This is a genomic window from Bacillus sp. ILBB4 (genome assembly GCF_035064545.1).
Taxonomy (GTDB): Bacteria; Bacillota; Bacilli; order Bacillales; family Bacillaceae_H; genus Priestia.
In genome coordinates, this window is record NZ_JAIQVD010000005.1 from 83,191 (window position 1) to 102,112 (window position 18,922).

Consider the following 18,922-nt stretch of genomic DNA (forward strand, 5'->3'; position numbering starts at 1 on the left):
TAAAATAAGAGAGCAAAGATACATAGGAAGGGGTACATCATGATTAAATGTATTGCGATCGATATGGATGGAACTTTAGTAAATAGTGAACAAGTTGTAAGTAAAGAAAATGCCCAAGCGATTAAGACAGCTCAAAAGGCAGGGGTGGAAGTTGTTATTGCTACGGGACGTTCTTATGAAGAGGCCCGTTATGTTTTAGAAGAAGCAGGACTTCATACATATTTAATTTGTGCAAACGGAGCAGAGCTTCGGAATCCACAAGGGGAAAAACAATATTCAGTAGGCATGACGATGGAATCTATTCGCGAAGTAGAAAATATTTTTAAGAAGTTTCAGTTGTACTTTGAAGTCTATACAAGTGAAGGTACGTATTCAAATGACTATGAAAAAGCTTTGTCGGTATTAATGGATATTTATTTAAGCGCTAGCTTAAAAGATAATTATGAAAAATCGTTAGAAGCGGCAAAAGAGCGTTTCAATAGCGGCAGAGTAAAGCTTATTGAAGAGTATGAAGCGTTGTTTCAAGATCCAAACAAGGACATTTATAAGCTGCTTGCTTTCTCTTTTGACGAAGAAAAGTTAGAACAGGCAAAAATAGAACTTGTGAAGTTAGATTCGATTGCAGTCAGTGCATCTGGTAAAGAAAATATTGAAATAAATGATGAAAATGCTCAAAAAGGAATTGCAGTTACATCATTTGTTCAAGAGCGCCATATTTCTTTAGAAGAAACGATGGCCATTGGAGACAATTATAACGACGTATCGATGTTTCAGCGAGTTGGACGTGCTGTAGCGATGGGGAATGCCCCTCAAGAAATTAAAGAATTTGCCCATATCGTAACAGGAACAAATGACGAGCACGGCGTAGCTCAAGCTATTTTAAATGCGCTTGAAACAGTTAAACAATAAGCAAACTAAAAAGCATGCCTTTAGGCATGCTTTTTAGTTTGTTACTTTCTCCTTGTTACGACGGTATGCACCGTGGTTTGTTGGTCCAACATATTGATTTAAAGCAAACGAATGACGAATTGCTTCTGTAATAAATTCTTTTGCTGTATAAATAGCTTGTTTGACGTCACTGCCTTTTGCCAATTCAGCGGCAATCGCAGCTGAGTATGTGCATCCAGCACCGTGCGTAAATGTCGTTTCAATACGTTCAGACTCTAAGATCTCAAACGTCTTTCCATCATAAAGCAAATCGATTGCTTTTTCATGCGCCAATTTACTTCCGCCTTTAATCAATACATATTCGGCACCAAGGTCAAAAATTTTGACGGCTGCTTCTTTCATTTTATCCACCGTTTTGATAGGACCAAGTCCGCTTAATTGACTAGCTTCAAATAAGTTAGGCGTTACGACTGTTGCTTTTGGAACTAGTACATCACGCAAGCTGACAGTTGTTTCGGGGTGAAGCGCTTCGTCCTCTCCCTTACATACCATCACAGGATCTACTACGACATTTTTTAAACCATATTCTTCAATTGTTTTTGCGGCTAGCTCAATAATTTCCACTGAGCCAAGCATACCTGTTTTTAGAGCTTGTACGCCTACGCCTTTTACAATTGTTTTCAACTGCTGCTCAACAGTTGAAACTTCTTGTGGAAATACGTTATGAGACCAGCTGTTATCGGGATCCATTGTTACAATTGTTGTTAAAGCTGTCATTCCGTAAACACCTAGTTCTTGGAATGTTTTTAAATCTGCTTGAATGCCAGCTCCGCCGCTGCTGTCAGAACCCGCAATGGTTAATGCTTTATTCATTGTCATAAAAAATCCTCCCGTATTTTAAGTTCATAGAGAAAATAGAGTAAAACTTCCACCGGTCGGTTTTTAGCTGCCCAATGTGTTTTAGATAAATTTCTTCCATTCACTTTTCACTTTTTCTTTTATTTTATCGCTTTTAATGTAGATATTCAATTTCTAAAAACTGTATGAATCCTAAGTGTATACTTTTGTCTTAGCCTCTTTTAACTTATGGTCCAAGCACTCTTTCTTTTCATGAATAAAATAAAGAGAAACTTAAGAAAGGGTGATTCACATAAAAAAACATTCTAATCATGACAGTTATAAAGACGATTCGTATTCTTTCAATAAATCACAACCTCGCAAAAAAAACCACAAAGATTATTATATGAATTCAAATTTAACAAACGATCACTTCCGAACTGTTAAGGCAGGCACTTTAAATGTTTGTATAATTGTATTACCAGGAGCTAAAGTTGATAGAAACTCCACAGATAATCAGTCTATAGTTCCCAATCGTGTAAAAAGAGACATAGCGGCTGCTAATAAAATATGGAAACAATATGAGAAAAACCGATTAATCCAAGGTGTTACATTTACTATTACACGTTCAGTTGTTTTTTTGGAAAACATCAGTGGCATTGTTAGTAATGCGGAAAATTTTCCAATTGGAGGGTCTAGTCATCTTACAATGGTACAAGCAATGCTTAAAACTGGCCGAAAAGTTTGTCAAAATGCTGATGTGTATGTATTTTACATGAATGGAAATAGATTTGGGCCTGTTAATTTTGATTATTCATCTACTCTCGCTGTAACTTATAATTCTTTTCCGCTTATTATTATGACAAATGCAAGTACAGATGAGTATCTTCTCGCACATGAATTGGGTCATTTTATGTTTATTACGAATCGTTTTAACGAGACGGATGATCCAGAACCTTTTCATGAACTAGATGGAAATCATAATAGAACGCCTAGTAACCTTATGTTTCCTACTCCTGAATTCTGGCCAATAGTACCGGAGATTACCAGTGAACAGATACACAAAGCTTTAAATAGTCGTGTTTTTTATAGCTAATTGTTGTTCATGCAAAATAAAAACGCCCTTAACAGCGGGTTAAGGACGTTTTTCACTATTTATTAGATAGAAGCTAATTCTTTTTCAAGAGCTACGTCTACTGACACATAATCATAACCTAAATCATGTGCAACTGCTTCGTACGTAATGGCTCCGTTTGCAACGTTCACTCCTAATTTTAACGCTTCGTTTTGAGCGATTGCTTTGTGAACACCTTTAGAAGCAATTTGAAGTGCGTAAGGTACGGTTACGTTTGTTAAAGCAATTGTTGATGTGCGAGGAACTGCTCCCGGCATGTTTGCAACTGCATAGTGTACAACCCCGTGCTTTTCATAAGTCGGCTGATCGTGTGTTGTAATGTGGTCGATTGTTTCAACGATACCACCTTGGTCGATTGCTACGTCAACAATAACAGAACCTGGCTTCATTGTTTTCACCATTTCTTCTGTTACTAGTTTTGGAGCTTTTGCACCTGGGATTAATACTGCGCCAATCACTAAATCTGACTCTGCTACTGCATCCGCAATATTGTAAGGATTTGACACTAGCGTATTGATTTGGTTGCCAAAGATATCGTCTAATTGACGTAGGCGTTCAGGACTTAAATCAATAATTGTTACATCAGCACCGAGACCGATTGCGATTTTTGCAGCATTTGTACCAACGCCGCCGCCTCCGATAATCGTTACTTTTCCGCGGCTAACTCCAGGAACACCCGCTAATAAAATTCCTTTTCCGCCGTTTGATTTTTGAAGGAATTGAGCACCGATTTGAGCAGCCATACGTCCTGCTACTTCACTCATAGGTGTTAATAGAGGCAATGTACGATTTACTGCTACTGTTTCATAAGCAATGGCTGTTACGCCGCTATCTTTTAATGCTTTTGCTAGTGCTGGTTCAGCTGCTAGGTGAAGGTATGTGAATAAGATAAGACCTGGTCTAAAATAGCCGTATTCACTTGCTAGTGGTTCTTTTACTTTCATAACCATTTCAGCTTGTGCCCAAACGTCAGCTGCTGTCTCAACAATTTCAGCTCCAGCTTTTACATAATCTTCGTTTGTGAAGTTACTTCCAATACCCGCTTCATTTTCAATTAATACACGATGACCTGTACCAACAAATGATGCTACGCCTGCTGGTGTAATCGCTACTCGGTTTTCGTTGTTTTTGATTTCTTTTGGTACGCCAATAATCATGATTAATTTCCCCCTTGGTCGTTTGTGTACCTTTAGTATAAAGAAAGTTTTATGAAATTTCTTTGTCTAGAAAGAAGAATTGAAGAAGTGGTTTTTGTTTAAACACACAAATGTAAACGCTTACTTACTAGAATTTTTAATTTTTATGTAAGGATATCTAACATCATAAGGGAATAAAAAGAGCTATTCATTTATTTTCTAATAAACGAATAGCTCAATGTTAAAAGAAGTTACATTATCTGTTATTTTTTATATTTCATTAACTTAATATCAATATAAAGAGTCATTTTTTGATTAACGTCCTTTAAGTTAATATCACCAATCTCTGAAATTCGCTTTAATCGATAGCTAAGTGTATTCATATGCACATTTAATTCTTTTGCTGCTTCGTTAATGTTATTATCATTATTTAAAAATACTTCGAGAGTCTCCACCAAGTTGCTATTATGACGAAGATCGTAATTAGTTAGCTTCTTTAAAGAATGGTTTTCAAATTGATCTTGCACGCGCTTCTCTAAAATAACATCAAGAAATTGATAAATACCTAATTCCTGATAGTTAATAATCTCTTTCGTTTCTTCTGGAAACTTACTTTTCATATCTAATACGTTCAAGGCTTCTTTATAACTTTTTTCGATATGATCGTGCGATGAATAAATACTGCTGCAGCTGGCTTTAATTTGAGTAACATCAAAGCGTTCATACATGTTGCCTCTAAAATAGTCTGCAAAATCTCGCTGTTCATCAAGAGGGTTTTCAACCGCATCCAAAGAAAGCAGTAAGATTAAGTCATTGCAATCAATCGTATAAAGAACGATTTTCAAGCGATGCATCGTTTTTAGCATATACGAGATTTGACGTTCAGCTTCAGGCGTAATATCTTCTTGGAAGCGGAAGATAGCAATGGAAAACGTTGATGGAGCTGTAATTTGAGCTTCATAAAACGCTTCTGAAATTTCCTGGCGAGACTTAATGTGACCAGTTAATAATTTCCAGAAGAATTCCTGTGAACGTTCCTCTCGTTTATACTTTCGAATTTGAAGCTGTAGCAATTTATTTTTTAATACATTCGCAGCTTTTTTTAATAGCTCTACTTCTTCGTTGCCTAAGGCTTTCTCAATTTCAACAGCCCAGATGAATCCTAGAACTTCTTCATTTTTCCAGATGGAAATAGCTATACGATCTCCAAGTCCAATTTCATTTATATTTTTCACACGCACAGGTTCATTTGTCTCAAGCAGTTTAGGAATAATGCCTTCTTTCCATAAGTTGTTGATGACTTTTTCCGGAACTCTTCTTCCAATAATCGTGGCAATACGCGCCTGGTCCGTTCTTTCATCATGGGTGCTATAAGCTAATAAGCGATGATTAGCATCTTCAATGGTAATAGGACAGTTCAATACTTCGCTAATGCGATCAGCGAATTCTTCAAGCGTATCAAAATTTTCCTTGAACGGATCTTTGATTGGTTTCGTCATATATAAAATCCCTCTTCATAAAACAAAATAAGTACTAGTACAGCTTTTTTAGCTGCAATAAATATAGTAAAACGGTAACAACCGTGTTGATCATTAATTCATTGAAATGATTAACTGCTTAATATTTTAACAAAAGTAATTGTTTAAGAAAATGTTAAAATGCGTCTAAAGGTAGTTAAGAATGTACGGATGATTAGTAACTGCGTTCATTTCGCTTATTTTATCGAAATTTTCTTCAAAATAATCAATGTTCGGTGAGCATGATTCTTTTCAAATGTGTATAATAAAACGTATGATTATGGTTATATCAAACTTGAATCTGTAACTTTCTTTATGATATGTTCAGTTACGATTAGGTTGACCAATTCATATTACACATGAAGGGAAGAATTTAACATGGCAAAACAACAAATCGGTGTTATCGGTTTAGCGGTTATGGGGAAAAACTTGGCGCTAAACATTGAGAGCAGAGGCTATTCTGTTTCAGTTTATAACCGCTCTCCTGAAAAGACAGAAGAGTTCCTAAAAACAGAAGCAGAAGGTAAAAATTTTGCAGGTACATACAGTGTGGAAGAGTTTATTAATTCTCTTGAAAAACCGCGTAAAATTTTATTAATGGTTAAAGCTGGTGCTGCTACAGATGCAACAATTGATTCGTTAAAACCATACTTAGAAAAAGGCGACATTTTAATCGATGGCGGAAATACATTCTTCCAGGATACAATTCGTCGTAACAAAGAGCTAGAAGAATTAGGTATCCATTTCATCGGTACAGGCGTATCCGGCGGAGAAGAAGGTGCATTAAAAGGACCTTCAATCATGCCTGGCGGACAAAAAGAAGCATATGAACTTGTAAACCCAATCTTAACAGCTATTTCAGCGAAAGTTGAAGGCGATGATTGCTGCACATACATTGGACCAAATGGTGCAGGTCACTACGTAAAAATGGTTCATAACGGCATCGAGTACGGCGATATGCAGTTAATTTGTGAAGCATACTTCATTATGAAAAACGTATTAGGTTTAGAAACAGATGAACTACATGAAGTATTTGCTGAATGGAATAAAGGCGAGCTAGATAGCTACTTAATTGAAATCACAGCTGATATCTTTACGAAAAAAGATGAAGAAACAGGTAAAGCACTTGTAGACGTTATTTTAGACACTGCAGGTCAAAAGGGTACAGGTAAATGGACAAGCCAAAGTGCGCTTGATTTAGGTGTACCACTACCAATCATTACGGAATCTGTATTTGCGCGCTTTATTTCAGCTATGAAAGAAGAACGTGTAAAAGCAAGCAAAGTATTGAGCGGTCCAAATGCAGCTGCATTTGAAGGTGATAAAACCGAATTAGTAGAAGCAATCCGTAAAGCATTGTACATGAGTAAAATTTGTTCATATGCGCAAGGGTTTGCTCAAATGAAAGCAGCTTCTGAAGAATATGACTGGAATTTACAGTACGGTGATATTGCAATGATCTTCCGTGGTGGTTGTATCATCCGTGCACAATTCTTACAAAAAATTAAAGAAGCTTACGATCGCGATGCAGATCTAACAAACTTATTATTAGACCCATACTTCAAGGATATCGTAGAAGGCTATCAGTCGGCTCTTCGTGAAGTTATTTCAATTGCGGTTAAACAAGGTATTCCTGTACCAAGTTTCTCAAGTGCATTAGCTTACTATGACAGCTACCGTACAGAAACGTTACCAGCGAACCTTTTACAAGCGCAACGTGACTACTTCGGAGCTCACACATATCAACGTGTTGATAAAGAGGGCGTATTCCATACTGAGTGGTTAAAATAAAAAACAAGAAAAGCAGCTGTATACTACAGCTGCTTTTTTTATTTACTCTTTAGGTGAGAAGTTGTCTTCGCCGACTGGCCACCAGTGAAAACCGTCTTCAGCAAGCAATGCATCTGATTCTTTTGGTCCCATTGAACCTGATTCGTAGTTCGGGAAGTTTTGTGCTTTTGTGCTTTCCCATGCTTCTGAAATGGTATCAACAAACTTCCAAGAAAGGGCTACTTCATCCCAGTGAGTAAAGTTCGTTGCATCTCCAAGCATGCAATCATAAATAAGGCGCTCATAAGCTTCCGGTGTATTCATTTTATCTCCACAGTTATTGCAATAGTTCAAGTTAATTGGTGTGGACGATGTTGCACCCGGCGTTTTACGCGCGTTTAAGTGAAGCGTAATGCCTTCTTCCGGTTGAATATGAATGACAAGCAGGTTTGGGTGAATTTCTTTATCTTTATTGAAGTACAGGTTCATTGGTAAGTCTTTGAACTGTACAACAATTGTCGTTGCTTTTTCTTTCATGCGTTTACCTGTACGGATATAAATTGGTACGCCAGCCCATCTGAAGTTATCAATCATAAGCTTACCAGATACAAATGTAGCGGTATTAGACTCAGGATCAACCGAGTTTCCTTCGCGATAGCCGATCACTTCTTCTCCTTCAAGTACACCTTTGCCGTATTGGCCTCGTACAAAATAATCATCCACTTCATCTACTGATAAAGAGCGAAGAGCACGCAATACTTTTACTTTTTCACTGCGAATTTCTTCCGGTGTTAATTTAATTGGCGGTTCCATTGCAAGCAGGGCCACCATTTGAAGCATATGGTTTTGTACCATATCTCGAAGGGCACCTGAAGATTCATAGTAACGGCCACGGTCTTCTACACCAAGCGTCTCGCTAGACGTAATTTGGATGTTTGAAATGTATTGGTTGTTCCACATCGGTTCAAATAGAGCATTTGCAAAACGGATAACTTCGATATTTTGCACCATTTCTTTACCGAGGTAGTGGTCGATACGATAAATTTGATCTTCCTTAAATGCATGGCGAATTTGTTCATTTAGTTCTTTAGCAGAAGGATAATCATGGCCAAATGGCTTTTCAATGACTAGGCGACTCCAACCGTCTGTTTGTGTTAAACCTTCATTTTTTAAATTCGAAGCAATTGTTCCGAAAAATTCAGGTGCCATTGCTAGATAGAAAATACGATTTCCAGGCACGTTGTATTGCTCATCAAGGCTTTCTGTTAGGCTTTTTAATTCTTGATAAGAAGCGACATCTGTTACGTCAAACGGTTGGTAATAAAAATGTGAAGCAAACTTTTCAATGTCAGCGTCACTGTTTTTGAAACTGCTCACTGATTTTTTTACATTTTCGCGTAATTCGTCGTTAGTCCAAGGTCTTCTTGCGACACCAACAACAGCGAAATCTTCCGATAGTTTGTTCGCTTTATATAAGCGGAAAATAGAGGGGAATAACTTACGTTTTGCTAAATCACCTGTAGCGCCAAAAATTACGATAATGGATTTTGGTTGTACATTTGTCATTACTTCTAGGACCTCACTTTGTCGTAGTTACGTTCAATTTTTTTCCGCTTTAACAGACAACACTTAAATGAAATCTGGGGATTCATTGCCCGTTAAACTCGGCCTTTATAAACAAACGAATGATTGCTTGTTTACCTTTTCCTTTATGTATAGAACTACTAATAAATTGTAACGATTTTAAAGGGTTAACGCAAATAGATTAAAACAATTTGTAGTTATTATTCCATGTTTTTAACAAGTTTAAAAGTATTTTGTTTCGAATACGGAGAAAAAGCTACCGTTATTTTAACAGTAGCTTTTCTCATTTATTTATATTGATACAGGGAACCGATAGATTTTTTTGTTGAAAATGGCAAGTCAGGGCTATCGGCGATGATAAAAATAGGACAGTGCATTAAAAGTGGATGTTTTTCGAAAAAAGAAGCATCAGCGTGATAGATGGACGATAGAATGACAGGGAGCTGTTCTAAAAAGTGAAGGTAGCGTGTAATGGTTCCATCTGTTGATGTATGTGCACCGATATAATAATACACAGTAAGGGAATAAAAACCTTTATCAAAGACGAAGGATGCTAAATATTCGTTCCGCTCTTTTTGCATATGATCGTAGGCAAATTCAATGCCGATTTGAATGGAAGGAACAGAAGTGTGTTGACCTGGGAAAACGGTGTATTTTCTTGGTATCATCGGTTCAACGGGTGTAACACCCAGGCTGTAGGTTACGTCTATTTGGTGGGGATTGCTGATGATCATATGGAATCCCTCCTTTAATATAAAAATACACTCTTTATAAGTGTATACAAAGTTTCATTGAACATGACAATATTAAAATATGCCCAGGCTCTCAGCATATTTAAAGCAGGCCACGTTTGAGCAGGGGGCAGAGTTTACGATAAAATAACAGAAAAGATTATTATGAGGTGATAAGCAATGAGTATTTTAAAAAATGACTGGGCTCCTTTATTAGAAGAAGAATTTCAAAAAGACTATTACATACAGCTTCGAGAATTCTTAGTGGATGAATATAATCACCACACCATTTACCCTGATAAATATGATATTTTTAATGCTTTACACTATACGGATTATAAAAATGTAAAAGTGGTCATATTGGGACAAGATCCTTATCATGGACCAAATCAAGCGCATGGACTGAGCTTCTCTGTTCAACCAGGAGTAAAAACACCGCCTTCTTTAGTGAATATTTACAAAGAGCTGAAAAATGAAATGGATTATCACATTCCGAATAACGGTTATTTAGTCAAATGGGCAGAACAAGGCGTTCTTTTGCTTAACACTGTTTTAACGGTTAGAAGAGGAGAAGCGAACTCTCACAAAGGAAAAGGGTGGGAGCAGCTGACGGACCGTATTATTGAATTAGTGGCACAAAAAGAGGAGCCAGTTGTGTTTTTGCTGTGGGGCAAGCATGCACAAGCTAAAAAAGAGCTTATTCACCATTCGCACCATTTAATTTTGGAAAGCCCGCACCCTAGCCCGTTTTCGGCTAATCGAGGCTTTTTTGGCAATAATCACTTTCAACGAGCAAATGAGTTTTTGCTCCAATACGGACGTCAATCCATTGATTGGCAAATTGACGATGTGTAAAAGTGAGCATTTCATGAAGATTAGCTTCAGACATAGCCTCCTATTTCATCTTTTGATAAAATAGCTGTATAAAGTCATATTGAATGTAAGATGAGGTGTCTACATGGATATAAAAATGGCGCAGCTCCTTGATAAAATTAGTGCAGAAGTACAAAAAGCAAAGCACCATTCGAATAGTGCGAACGTTCGAGATCAATTGGTTGCCATAAAAGCACTGTGTGAGCTTGCATTAGATCAAAATGGAGAGGTTTCAGTATCGAAACCTGTCTCGGTTTCAAAGCCTGTTGTAATGTCTTCACCGGAAATGATGCAATCTCCTGAGATTATGCAGCAACAGATTATTCAGTCATCCAAACCTAATTTTGAGGGAACGAAATTGAAATCAGATGATGCAAATGGCGATAGTCTGTTTGATTTCTAAAGTGAGGAGAAAAACATGAAACTATTTTTAATAATCGGTGCAATCAATGCGATGTTAGCGGTTGCTCTTGGTGCTTTTGGAGCACACGGGTTAGAAGGGAAAATTTCAGAGAAGTATTTAGAGGTATGGAAAACGGGAGTGCAGTACCAAATGTTCCATGCAATGGGGCTGTTTGTCATTGCGTTTCTATTAAGCAAATTTCCTCAATCTTCTTTGTTAACAGCTTCGGGCTGGATTATGTTCGCGGGGATTGTGCTGTTTTCAGGCAGTCTCTATGTATTAAGTACGTCCGGTATTAAAGTTCTCGGCGCGATTACTCCGCTAGGTGGAGTTGCGTTTATCGTGGCTTGGATTTTAATTGTTGTTGCAGCTGTAAAATGGCTATAAAAAAACCCCTGAAAAGGGGTTTTTTTAACGCGGAGAATAATTGCTCAACTGCTGGCCTCCACCGCTAAACGGATAATTATATTTGATTGGACCCTCAAAAGTGATGTAATCGAGATAAACCATAAGCAGTAAATAACGAGTGCCAGTTTGTGGATCACTTAAAATGATATGATCGCGTCCGGCTGCTTCAATTTCCCCTCTAAAGACTTTCGCGTTCCACTGCGTATTATTTTCAAACGTCATATATACAGTCGCTATTTTTCCTCGATTTAAACGTAAAATATTTTCAATATATGATTCTTCAATGGGCAGTTGATTTGGGTCTTGCGGGGCACCACTGCCTCCAGAAGAGGTAGGGGGCGGACCTCCTTGGCTTTGCCCTTGAACCTGCTGGCCGCCTGGCTGGGGCTGCTGCGGCTGAGGCATATAATAAGGGTAGTTTGGACTCATATACGGATTTTGCATATATTGCTGTTGCGGTTGATTAGACTTTGGTTTTTTCATAGGAACCTCCTTCAAACAAAAAGAAATTAGTAAACTCCTGGACAATCAGCTTGAGTTGGTGCAAAGAAACAGTGAGATTTAAATCGTCCTGTGTTATTTTGGTTATACCATTGAGCAGGACAGTCGCCGCTGGGCTTGAAAAACCACAGTGAGTTTTCCGCGGGGTTAAAACGTTCCCCTCTTAATACACGTCGTGCAAGTGTAATTTCAGACTGGCGGGCACGCTGATAAAAGTAGCCTTTTTGAGTTGCTTCAAATCCGCCTGGGTTTTGAAACACCATCTGACGAATGGTTCTTATATTTCTAAAATCTAAACAGGGAGCTTTAGCGCGGTTCACGCCTACATTTCCTACCAGTAACATCCCTTGTTTTCCTTCACTTTCAGCTTCAGCTCGAATGAGTCTGGCTAGGAGCTTAACATCTTCTTCGTTGTGTGCAACGACTGCCATTATCCCACCTCGCTTACTTGTGACACTGTTGTATATATATGGTCCTGTAAGTGCGAATATGCCATGGCTAGAAAATAAAAAACCTGTTTCCACTTGGAAACAGGTTTTTTAGATAAAGCTCATTGATATTTATTGCTCTAGGCGTTACAAAAGCGATGAGCGCTTTTGCGGCTTAGTTTAAACGTGTAAAAAACGTGCAATAGCTTCTTCTTTTAATAAATTTCCGACAAAGAAGCTGCCAAATTCCCCGTAGCGAGCACTTACTTCGTCAAAACGCATTTCGTATACTAATTTTTTAAATTGAAGTACGTCATCTGCAAAAAGAGTAACGCCCCACTCATAATCATCAAAACCAACAGAACCCGTAATGATTTGCTTTACTTTTCCAGCGTATTGACGTCCAATCATTCCATGACTGCGCATTAAGCTGCGGCGTTCTTCCATAGGAAGCATGTACCAATTGTCATTTCCTTGACGACGTTTATCCATTGGATAAAAGCAAACATGACTAGCTTTTGGTAAAGTTGGATATAGTCTAGCTTGGATTTGAGGATTTTCATAAGGATCCTCCCCAGCAGGTAAGTAGTTGCTTAACTCAACTACTGATACGTATGAATAAGTAGGAATGGTAAACTCAGCAAGCTTTGTTTTATTAAATTCTGTTTCAATTTCATTTAGTTCTTCCATAGTAGGACGAACAAGCATTAGCATAAAGTCTGCTTTTTGGCCGACAATGGTATATAAAGCATGGCTGCCTTGCTTCTCAGCTTCAGTTCCTTTCCATTTCTCAATCAAACCTAAAAATTCATGGATGGCCGCTTGGCGATCGTCGCTTGATAACTGCTTCCAAGCGCCCCAATCGATTGAACGGAAATCATGAAGTGCATACCAACCGTCTAATGTTTGTGCTGCTTCTGCCATTTCGTTTCACTCCTATTGTCCGATTATGATAAATTCCAATTCTACTATATCATAGTTTGTCCGAAGAACTGGAATGAAAAACCTGTGATTTTGTGACTAAACTTTAAACAATTGTCGCAAAGTAAAAACAGGTTTTATTTTAGGTGTTAGCGGAAAATTAAGAATTAAAAGACTTTTTTGTAATCATGGATTCTTGAAGGACATGCCTTTGATTTTTAAAAAAAGTGGAGTATCCTATTATGAGAAAAGTTTTTTACATATCGAGGAGGATTTACTTTGAGTGATTTATTTACAGGTTTAAAACAAAAAGTATCAGCTAGCGATGTATCAATCGTATTCCCAGAGGGATTAGATGAGCGCGTATTAGGTGCTGTTTCTCGTTTAGCTGCCGACAATATCTTAAAGCCTATCGTTGTTGGAAACAAAGACGCTGTAGCATCAAAAGCAGCAGAACTAAACGTAAAATTAGACGGTGTTGAGGTTTTAGATCCTCAAAGCTACTCTGAATTTGATGAAATGGTGGCAGCATTTGTTGAGCGTCGTAAAGGTAAGGCAACAGAAGAAGATGCTCGCAAAATTTTATTAGATGAAAATTATTTTGGCACAATGCTTGTTCATATGAACAAAGCGGACGGTCTTGTAAGCGGAGCCGCTCATTCTACAGCAGACACAGTGCGACCTGCTCTACAAATTATCAAAACAAGACAAGGTGTTAAGAAAACATCTGGCGTATTTATCATGGTTCGTGGCGATCAAAAATACGTATTTGCTGACTGTGCAATCAATATTTCACCTGATAGCCAAGATTTAGCTGAAATTGCTATCGAAAGTGCTCGTACAGCTGAAATGTTCGATATTGATCCTCGTGTTGCTATGCTAAGCTTCTCAACAAAAGGATCAGCAAAATCTCCGGAAACAGAAAAAGTAGCAAACGCAGTAGAAATTGCAAAAGAATTAGCACCAAGCGTAACATTAGACGGCGAATTCCAATTCGATGCAGCATTTGTTCCTTCTGTAGCTGAAAAGAAAGCACCAGGTTCAGTGATTAAAGGAGATGCAAATGTATTTGTATTCCCAAGCCTTGAAGCAGGTAACATTGGTTACAAAATTGCACAGCGCCTAGGAAACTTCGAAGCAGTAGGTCCAATCTTACAAGGTCTAAACAAACCAGTAAACGATCTATCTCGCGGTTGTAACGAAGAAGATGTGTACAAGCTTGCTTTAATCACAGCAGCTCAAGCATTGTAATAAAAAAACTCCGTCCTAGGGCGGAGTTTTTTTATTCGGCTAATGAACCTAATGCTTTTTCGTTGCGGTCATACATGCGCTGCAGCTGCGTCTCAAACAGCTCTTGTTCAGTAGCATTTAAAGGCATATTTACAAGAGAAGAGCTCATACTATTCAGTGTTTGCAATAAAAGCAGCATGACATCAGATACAGTTAACTCAATCTGTAATAGTTCAGATAGAGAAGCCATTGTGTGAGGCTCGATATCTGGGTATGAAAATTTAGTTTCCGTGTTTTGGAGACCTTTTTTGTAAAACTCTTGAATGAGAGAAGCACGCTTAGAACCGCTTCCTTTAACGCATAAGTAAATTTGTACAGCCACTCCGCCGCGAACGCGTCGCTGTGAAATGCCTGCAAACTTTTGATTGCGAATGCTTAAATCGAAGCTGCCGGGACAATAAGAGCCTACGATTTCCTTCGCTTCAATTGCTGTCCCGTAAGATGCAAACATGACCTTAATCAAATCAAACATGGCTTCATATCCACGATCAATATCAATTCCTTTTTCTGCATCAGGAAAAATTAAAGAAATGTTTAGAACATCCTGATCAAGTACGACAGCGAGGCCGCCTGAATTGCGGACGATTGTTTTATATCCTTGTTCATGTAAATAAGCTGCACCTTCAGCTAAATGAGGGAGCTTTGTATCTTGGATGCCTAATACAATCGTATCGTGATGCACCCATGAGCGCATGACAGCTGGAGATTCACCTCTTCCAACGGTTGTACAAAGCGTGTCATCGATGGCAAAAGAATGACGGGCATCAAAATGAGGACCTAGACTGGATTGATCAATAATACGCCAAGCGGGCTGTGCCAAAAGCTTCAAACTATTCTGCTGCATATCTCAAACCCCTTTATAAACAGTAAACGAACATATTATAGCATAAAGGCGTCGTGTCATTGGCTGTAAAATAGAAAAAGAAGAAAGAAGAGCCAAGTTTGACATCCTTCTTTCTTCGTTCGTGTAGCTTATTCAGCCATTTTCTCAAGATTTCCGTTACGATCCATTTTAAATGTAGTAGAAGAACGTTCTTCTTCATCGAATAGAGCTAACTTTCGCGCACGGTTCATGATTTGCATTAATGTTTCATAGTCTTCTTGAATAGTAGTAGCATTTGCCTCGAGATGTTTGATTTGTTTTTCCAACTCTGTGTTTTTCTTAGCTAATTCTGTATTTTCTTGCATCAAGCGTTTGTTTTCGCTTTGCAATGCTTGTAAATTGCTCGCTTGATTTGGCATTGTTTGCAAAAAGCGAATAACGTCAGCCATTGAAAGCTCTTCACTGCTGCTTTTTTCTACTTGTGTTTCAGATAAGCTATATGTTGCTGTAGGTGCAGACATCATTTGTTCCACATGCTCTACAGATGCTGGTGGCGTATATAATAATTTCTTTTTGCCTTGCTCTTGTCCAAGTGCACGCATGCGCTGTTTTCGCTGTTTTTTGGCTAGCTGAAGTGCTTTTTCATACTGATGGCGTACCACAGCATTCCATCTGAATCCACATGCTGCTGAAGTGCGATTTAATTCATCTCCAACTTCTTCAAACGCATTCAGCTGCGTACTTCCTTCGCGGACATGGCGCAATACTGTTTCAGCTAATAATAAGTCGTTTTCTTCTGTCCAAGCATCTTGTCTATCTTTCACTTTGTTCACTCCTCTATTTTCCATGACTCATAGTAATCATGTTTTGTAGTATCATCATGTACAAAAAATCCATACTTTATACCATTTCTTCTAGGAGTATGATAGATTTTGCTTCCTTCTTTAACTTGCATCGGACTTCAAATAGGGGTAAAATACCCCTTAGACAAAATGATGAACCAATTTTGAAAGGATTGTGTCAACATGGCAAATGAATTTAGAATTTGTGATGATTGTCAGGCAACAAACGTCAAAACGTTGTTACCTCGACTTAAAAAAATAGATGAACAAGCTGAAGTACAAATCGGCTGCCAGTCTTACTGTGGACCCGGACGTAAAAAGTCATTTGCATTTGTAAACAACCGTCCTGTAGCAGCGCCAACAGAGGATGAATTAATTGAGAAGATTGAGAAAAAAGTAAAAAAATAGATAGTGAAACAATAAATAGCTGCTTTTCTGCTACTTATTTGTCGAACGAGCTTCTTACAAACAGAATCGCCTTGTTTGTTAGGTAAATCACCTTGGTTGCTTGACAAGGTGATTTTTTATTCTGAATAGGAAAATAGGAAGTGAGTGTCGAAAAATTATAGCAACAACAAAGTGAAGATAGAGAGGTATGTAAATGACATATCCTAATGAAAAACTCAGTGAAGAAAAAGTATTTAAAGATCCTGTTCACCGCTATATCCATGTAAGAGATCGTGTTATTTGGGAGCTAATTGGGACAGCCGAATTTCAAAGGCTGCGTCGTATTAGACAGCTAGGAACGACATACTTAACGTTTCATGGGGCTGAGCACAGCCGTTTTAGTCATTCCTTAGGTGTTTATGAAATTGTGCGCCGTATTATTGATGACGGTTTTCAAGGACGCCCTGAATGGAATGAAGATGAGCGTCTTCTTTGTCTTTGTGCTGCTTTACTGCACGATTTAGGTCACGGTCCGTTTTCACATTCGTTTGAGAAGGTTTTCCACTTAGACCATGAAGAATTTACACAAGCCATTATCGTAGGTGACACAGAGGTAAATCAAGTGTTAACGAAAGTAGGAAAGGATTTTCCTAAAAAAGTGGCTGAAGTAATTGCGAAAACATATGAAAATAAGCTTGTCGTTAGTTTGATTTCCAGTCAAATTGATGCAGATCGCATGGATTATTTGCAGCGTGATGCGTATTACACAGGAGTAAGCTACGGTCATTTTGATATGGAACGAATTCTGCGTGTTATGCGCCCTCGGGAAGACCAAGCCGTGATTAAACACAGCGGTATGCATGCGGTTGAAGATTATATTATGAGCCGCTATCAAATGTACTGGCAAGTGTATTTTCATCCTGTTACGAGAAGTGCTGAAGTGATTTTGACAAAAATTTTACATCGTGCAAAAGAGCTCCATCATCATTACTATGAGTTTAAGCAGGAGCCAACTCATTTTTATTCGATTTTTGAAGAAGAAATATCGCTAAAAGAGTATTTGAAATTAGATGAATCTGTTATTTTATTTTATTTTCAAGCGTGGGAAGAAGAAGAGGATGAAATTTTATCTGATCTATGCCGAAGATTTATGAATCGTCAGCTTTTTAAATACATTGAGTTTAATCCGAATTCACAAATGAAGATGTGGATGGAGCTTACAACATTATTTAAAAAAGCGGGCATTAATCCAGATTATTATTTAGTCGTCGATTCTTCAAGCGACTTACCATACGATTTTTATCGACCGGGTGAAGAGGAAGAGCGTTTGCCGATTCATCTGTTGATGCCAAATAATGAAGTGCGTGAATTATCACGTCAGTCGGAGATTGTTGAAGCAATTTCAGGGAAAAAGAGAACCGATCATAAATTATATTTTCCACAAGATCTCATTGATCAATTGTCGTCTAAGCGAAAAGTTAAAGATCAGATTATAAACTTACTAAAAGGAGATCAGAGTTAAATAGTATAGGAGTTGAAGGGGCTGTGTTAAACGATCACGCAAAGATTGTGAAAGTATTTTCCGCGGCGGGAGAAGTTGTTGGCAGAAAAAAGTTACAAAAGATGATATTTATCGGAAAAAAGCTGAAGTTTCCTTTTTATGAAAAGTATAATTTTCACTTTTTTGGACCTTATTCTGAGGAATTAACGCTTCGAATTGAAGAGCTGTGTAACTTAGGCTTTTTAAGTGAAATTAAAGAGAAAAAAGGCGGGTATATGCAGTATCGCTACGTATTAACAGAAGCGGGGGAAGGATTTCTAAGCCACTATGACTTAGAACTTCCTCACTTGCAGGAATGTATGAAGGATATGAACGAACAAAGCTCGAAATTTTTGGAGCTTGTCTCTACGATTTTATATTTCGATAATTTACCGAAAGAAGAAGTAAAAGAAAAAGTGTTTACGTTAAAGCGTAAGCAAAACTATACAGAAGAAGACATTTCAGAAGCATACAAATATATTGAAAAACTTCAGGCAACGCTGTCTGTCCATTAAAAAAGATGCCATAGGTTCATTCCTATGGCATCTTTTTTATGTAGGCGTTATTGATCGCTCATGCGTTTGCCCGCTACAGCGTAATGGTTTTTAGACATTTCTTCGATGATAATGGATACTTTTTCAGGTGCTGCACCTGTTGTTTCAACAACAGCATCCGTTACTTTTTCAACAAGAGCTCTTTTTTGATCATCTGTACGGCCCTCAAGCATTTTAACAGTTACAACTGGCATAATGTGTACACTCCTTTTTGATCATTATATGATTAGTGTACCCGTTTTCTGAATAAAATGACAGTATGAGATAGTGATGGAGGCCATAATCTGTAGTATACTTTTATAATAACATCGATATAAAAAAACAGGTGTGCCTAAAGGAAGCACATCGCTGGTC

Annotated in this window: 21 protein-coding genes; 10 read left to right on the forward strand and 11 right to left on the reverse strand. The window is 38.0% G+C overall.

Annotated features, from left to right (window positions below; translation table 11 throughout):
* Positions 1–39: 39 nt before the first annotated feature.
* Positions 40–909, forward strand: a complete 870-nt coding sequence (locus LAV82_RS21305) for a Cof-type HAD-IIB family hydrolase (protein ID WP_013059866.1) — start codon at positions 40–42, stop codon at positions 907–909.
* Between the two features lie 33 nt (positions 910–942).
* On the opposite strand, the gene pdxK is transcribed toward LAV82_RS21305, so the two are convergent.
* Positions 943–1,767 (reverse strand): pyridoxine/pyridoxal/pyridoxamine kinase, encoded by an 825-nt coding sequence (pdxK, locus tag LAV82_RS21310; protein WP_013085513.1) that lies wholly within the window; start codon positions 1,765–1,767, stop codon positions 943–945.
* A gap of 364 nt (positions 1,768–2,131) precedes the next feature.
* Between pdxK and LAV82_RS21315 the strand changes: the two genes are divergently transcribed.
* Positions 2,132–2,821, forward strand: a complete 690-nt coding sequence (locus tag LAV82_RS21315) for a hypothetical protein (protein WP_235567489.1) — start codon at positions 2,132–2,134, stop codon at positions 2,819–2,821.
* 62 nt (positions 2,822–2,883) lie between these two features.
* On the opposite strand, the gene ald is transcribed toward LAV82_RS21315, so the two are convergent.
* Both ald and LAV82_RS21325 read right to left on the reverse strand, forming a co-directional pair.
* Positions 2,884–4,017: an alanine dehydrogenase gene (gene ald, locus LAV82_RS21320; RefSeq protein WP_013059863.1), complete on the reverse strand. Its 1,134-nt coding sequence runs from the start codon at positions 4,015–4,017 to the stop codon at positions 2,884–2,886.
* A 242-nt stretch (positions 4,018–4,259) separates the two neighbouring features.
* Positions 4,260–5,495 (reverse strand): PucR family transcriptional regulator, encoded by a 1,236-nt coding sequence (locus LAV82_RS21325; protein WP_499716860.1) that lies wholly within the window; start codon positions 5,493–5,495, stop codon positions 4,260–4,262.
* A 396-nt stretch (positions 5,496–5,891) separates the two neighbouring features.
* On the opposite strand from LAV82_RS21325, the gene gnd reads away from it, so the two are divergent.
* A complete protein-coding gene (gene gnd / locus LAV82_RS21330) occupies positions 5,892–7,304 on the forward strand; it encodes an NADP-dependent phosphogluconate dehydrogenase (protein WP_499716861.1) in 1,413 nt (470 codons plus the stop codon).
* 42 nt (positions 7,305–7,346) lie between these two features.
* Here gnd and zwf read toward each other — a convergent pair whose 3' ends face one another.
* Together zwf and LAV82_RS21340 are read right to left on the reverse strand one after the other, a co-directional pair.
* Positions 7,347–8,849, reverse strand: coding sequence for a glucose-6-phosphate dehydrogenase (gene zwf / locus LAV82_RS21335; RefSeq protein WP_013059860.1), 1,503 nt, complete (start codon positions 8,847–8,849; stop codon positions 7,347–7,349).
* A 305-nt stretch (positions 8,850–9,154) separates the two neighbouring features.
* Positions 9,155–9,601: a staygreen family protein gene (locus LAV82_RS21340; protein WP_063670726.1), complete on the reverse strand. Its 447-nt coding sequence runs from the start codon at positions 9,599–9,601 to the stop codon at positions 9,155–9,157.
* A 177-nt stretch (positions 9,602–9,778) separates the two neighbouring features.
* Here LAV82_RS21340 and LAV82_RS21345 point away from each other — a divergent pair, with 177 nt between their 5' ends.
* The 3 genes from LAV82_RS21345 to LAV82_RS21355 all read left to right on the forward strand — a co-directional run bounded on the left by LAV82_RS21345 (position 9,779) and on the right by LAV82_RS21355 (position 11,261).
* Positions 9,779–10,453, forward strand: a complete 675-nt coding sequence (locus LAV82_RS21345; protein WP_057275270.1) for a uracil-DNA glycosylase — start codon at positions 9,779–9,781, stop codon at positions 10,451–10,453.
* Between the two features lie 115 nt (positions 10,454–10,568).
* Positions 10,569–10,874 (forward strand): YwdI family protein, encoded by a 306-nt coding sequence (locus LAV82_RS21350; RefSeq protein ID WP_223269014.1) that lies wholly within the window; start codon positions 10,569–10,571, stop codon positions 10,872–10,874.
* 15 nt (positions 10,875–10,889) lie between these two features.
* A complete protein-coding gene (locus LAV82_RS21355) occupies positions 10,890–11,261 on the forward strand; it encodes a DUF423 domain-containing protein (RefSeq protein WP_013059856.1) in 372 nt (123 codons plus the stop codon).
* A gap of 24 nt (positions 11,262–11,285) precedes the next feature.
* Here LAV82_RS21355 and gerQ read toward each other — a convergent pair whose 3' ends face one another.
* The 3 genes from gerQ to hemQ all read right to left on the reverse strand — a co-directional run bounded on the left by gerQ (position 11,286) and on the right by hemQ (position 13,135).
* Positions 11,286–11,765: a spore coat protein GerQ gene (gene gerQ, locus LAV82_RS21360; RefSeq protein ID WP_013059855.1), complete on the reverse strand. Its 480-nt coding sequence runs from the start codon at positions 11,763–11,765 to the stop codon at positions 11,286–11,288.
* A 26-nt stretch (positions 11,766–11,791) separates the two neighbouring features.
* Positions 11,792–12,214: a cell wall hydrolase gene (locus LAV82_RS21365; protein ID WP_016765947.1), complete on the reverse strand. Its 423-nt coding sequence runs from the start codon at positions 12,212–12,214 to the stop codon at positions 11,792–11,794.
* A gap of 177 nt (positions 12,215–12,391) precedes the next feature.
* Positions 12,392–13,135: a hydrogen peroxide-dependent heme synthase gene (gene hemQ, locus LAV82_RS21370; protein ID WP_013059854.1), complete on the reverse strand. Its 744-nt coding sequence runs from the start codon at positions 13,133–13,135 to the stop codon at positions 12,392–12,394.
* A gap of 276 nt (positions 13,136–13,411) precedes the next feature.
* Here hemQ and pta point away from each other — a divergent pair, with 276 nt between their 5' ends.
* Entirely contained in the window at positions 13,412–14,383 is a 972-nt protein-coding gene (gene pta, locus LAV82_RS21375; protein WP_013059853.1) for a phosphate acetyltransferase, read from the forward strand.
* A 31-nt stretch (positions 14,384–14,414) separates the two neighbouring features.
* Here pta and lipL read toward each other — a convergent pair whose 3' ends face one another.
* Both lipL and LAV82_RS21385 read right to left on the reverse strand, forming a co-directional pair.
* Complete coding sequence (gene lipL / locus LAV82_RS21380; protein WP_013059852.1) at positions 14,415–15,266, reverse strand: octanoyl-[GcvH]:protein N-octanoyltransferase; 852 nt, start codon at positions 15,264–15,266, stop codon at positions 14,415–14,417.
* Between the two features lie 128 nt (positions 15,267–15,394).
* Positions 15,395–16,069 (reverse strand): RsfA family transcriptional regulator, encoded by a 675-nt coding sequence (locus LAV82_RS21385; RefSeq protein WP_029319426.1) that lies wholly within the window; start codon positions 16,067–16,069, stop codon positions 15,395–15,397.
* 201 nt (positions 16,070–16,270) lie between these two features.
* Between LAV82_RS21385 and LAV82_RS21390 the strand changes: the two genes are divergently transcribed.
* From LAV82_RS21390 to LAV82_RS21400, 3 genes are all read left to right on the forward strand, one after another.
* The gene (locus tag LAV82_RS21390; protein ID WP_013059850.1) at positions 16,271–16,495 is read left to right on the forward strand and encodes a YuzB family protein; all 225 of its coding nucleotides are present in this window, start codon (positions 16,271–16,273) and stop codon (positions 16,493–16,495) included.
* Between the two features lie 193 nt (positions 16,496–16,688).
* Positions 16,689–17,996, forward strand: coding sequence for an HD domain-containing protein (locus tag LAV82_RS21395; protein ID WP_013059849.1), 1,308 nt, complete (start codon positions 16,689–16,691; stop codon positions 17,994–17,996).
* Positions 17,997–18,019: 23 nt separating this feature from the next.
* Positions 18,020–18,529: a YwgA family protein gene (locus tag LAV82_RS21400; protein ID WP_013059848.1), complete on the forward strand. Its 510-nt coding sequence runs from the start codon at positions 18,020–18,022 to the stop codon at positions 18,527–18,529.
* Positions 18,530–18,576: 47 nt separating this feature from the next.
* Here the strand turns inward: LAV82_RS21400 and thmT are convergent, their stop codons facing one another.
* Positions 18,577–18,762, reverse strand: a complete 186-nt coding sequence (thmT, locus tag LAV82_RS21405) for a 2-hydroxymuconate tautomerase (protein WP_013059847.1) — start codon at positions 18,760–18,762, stop codon at positions 18,577–18,579.
* Positions 18,763–18,922 lie beyond the last annotated feature (160 nt).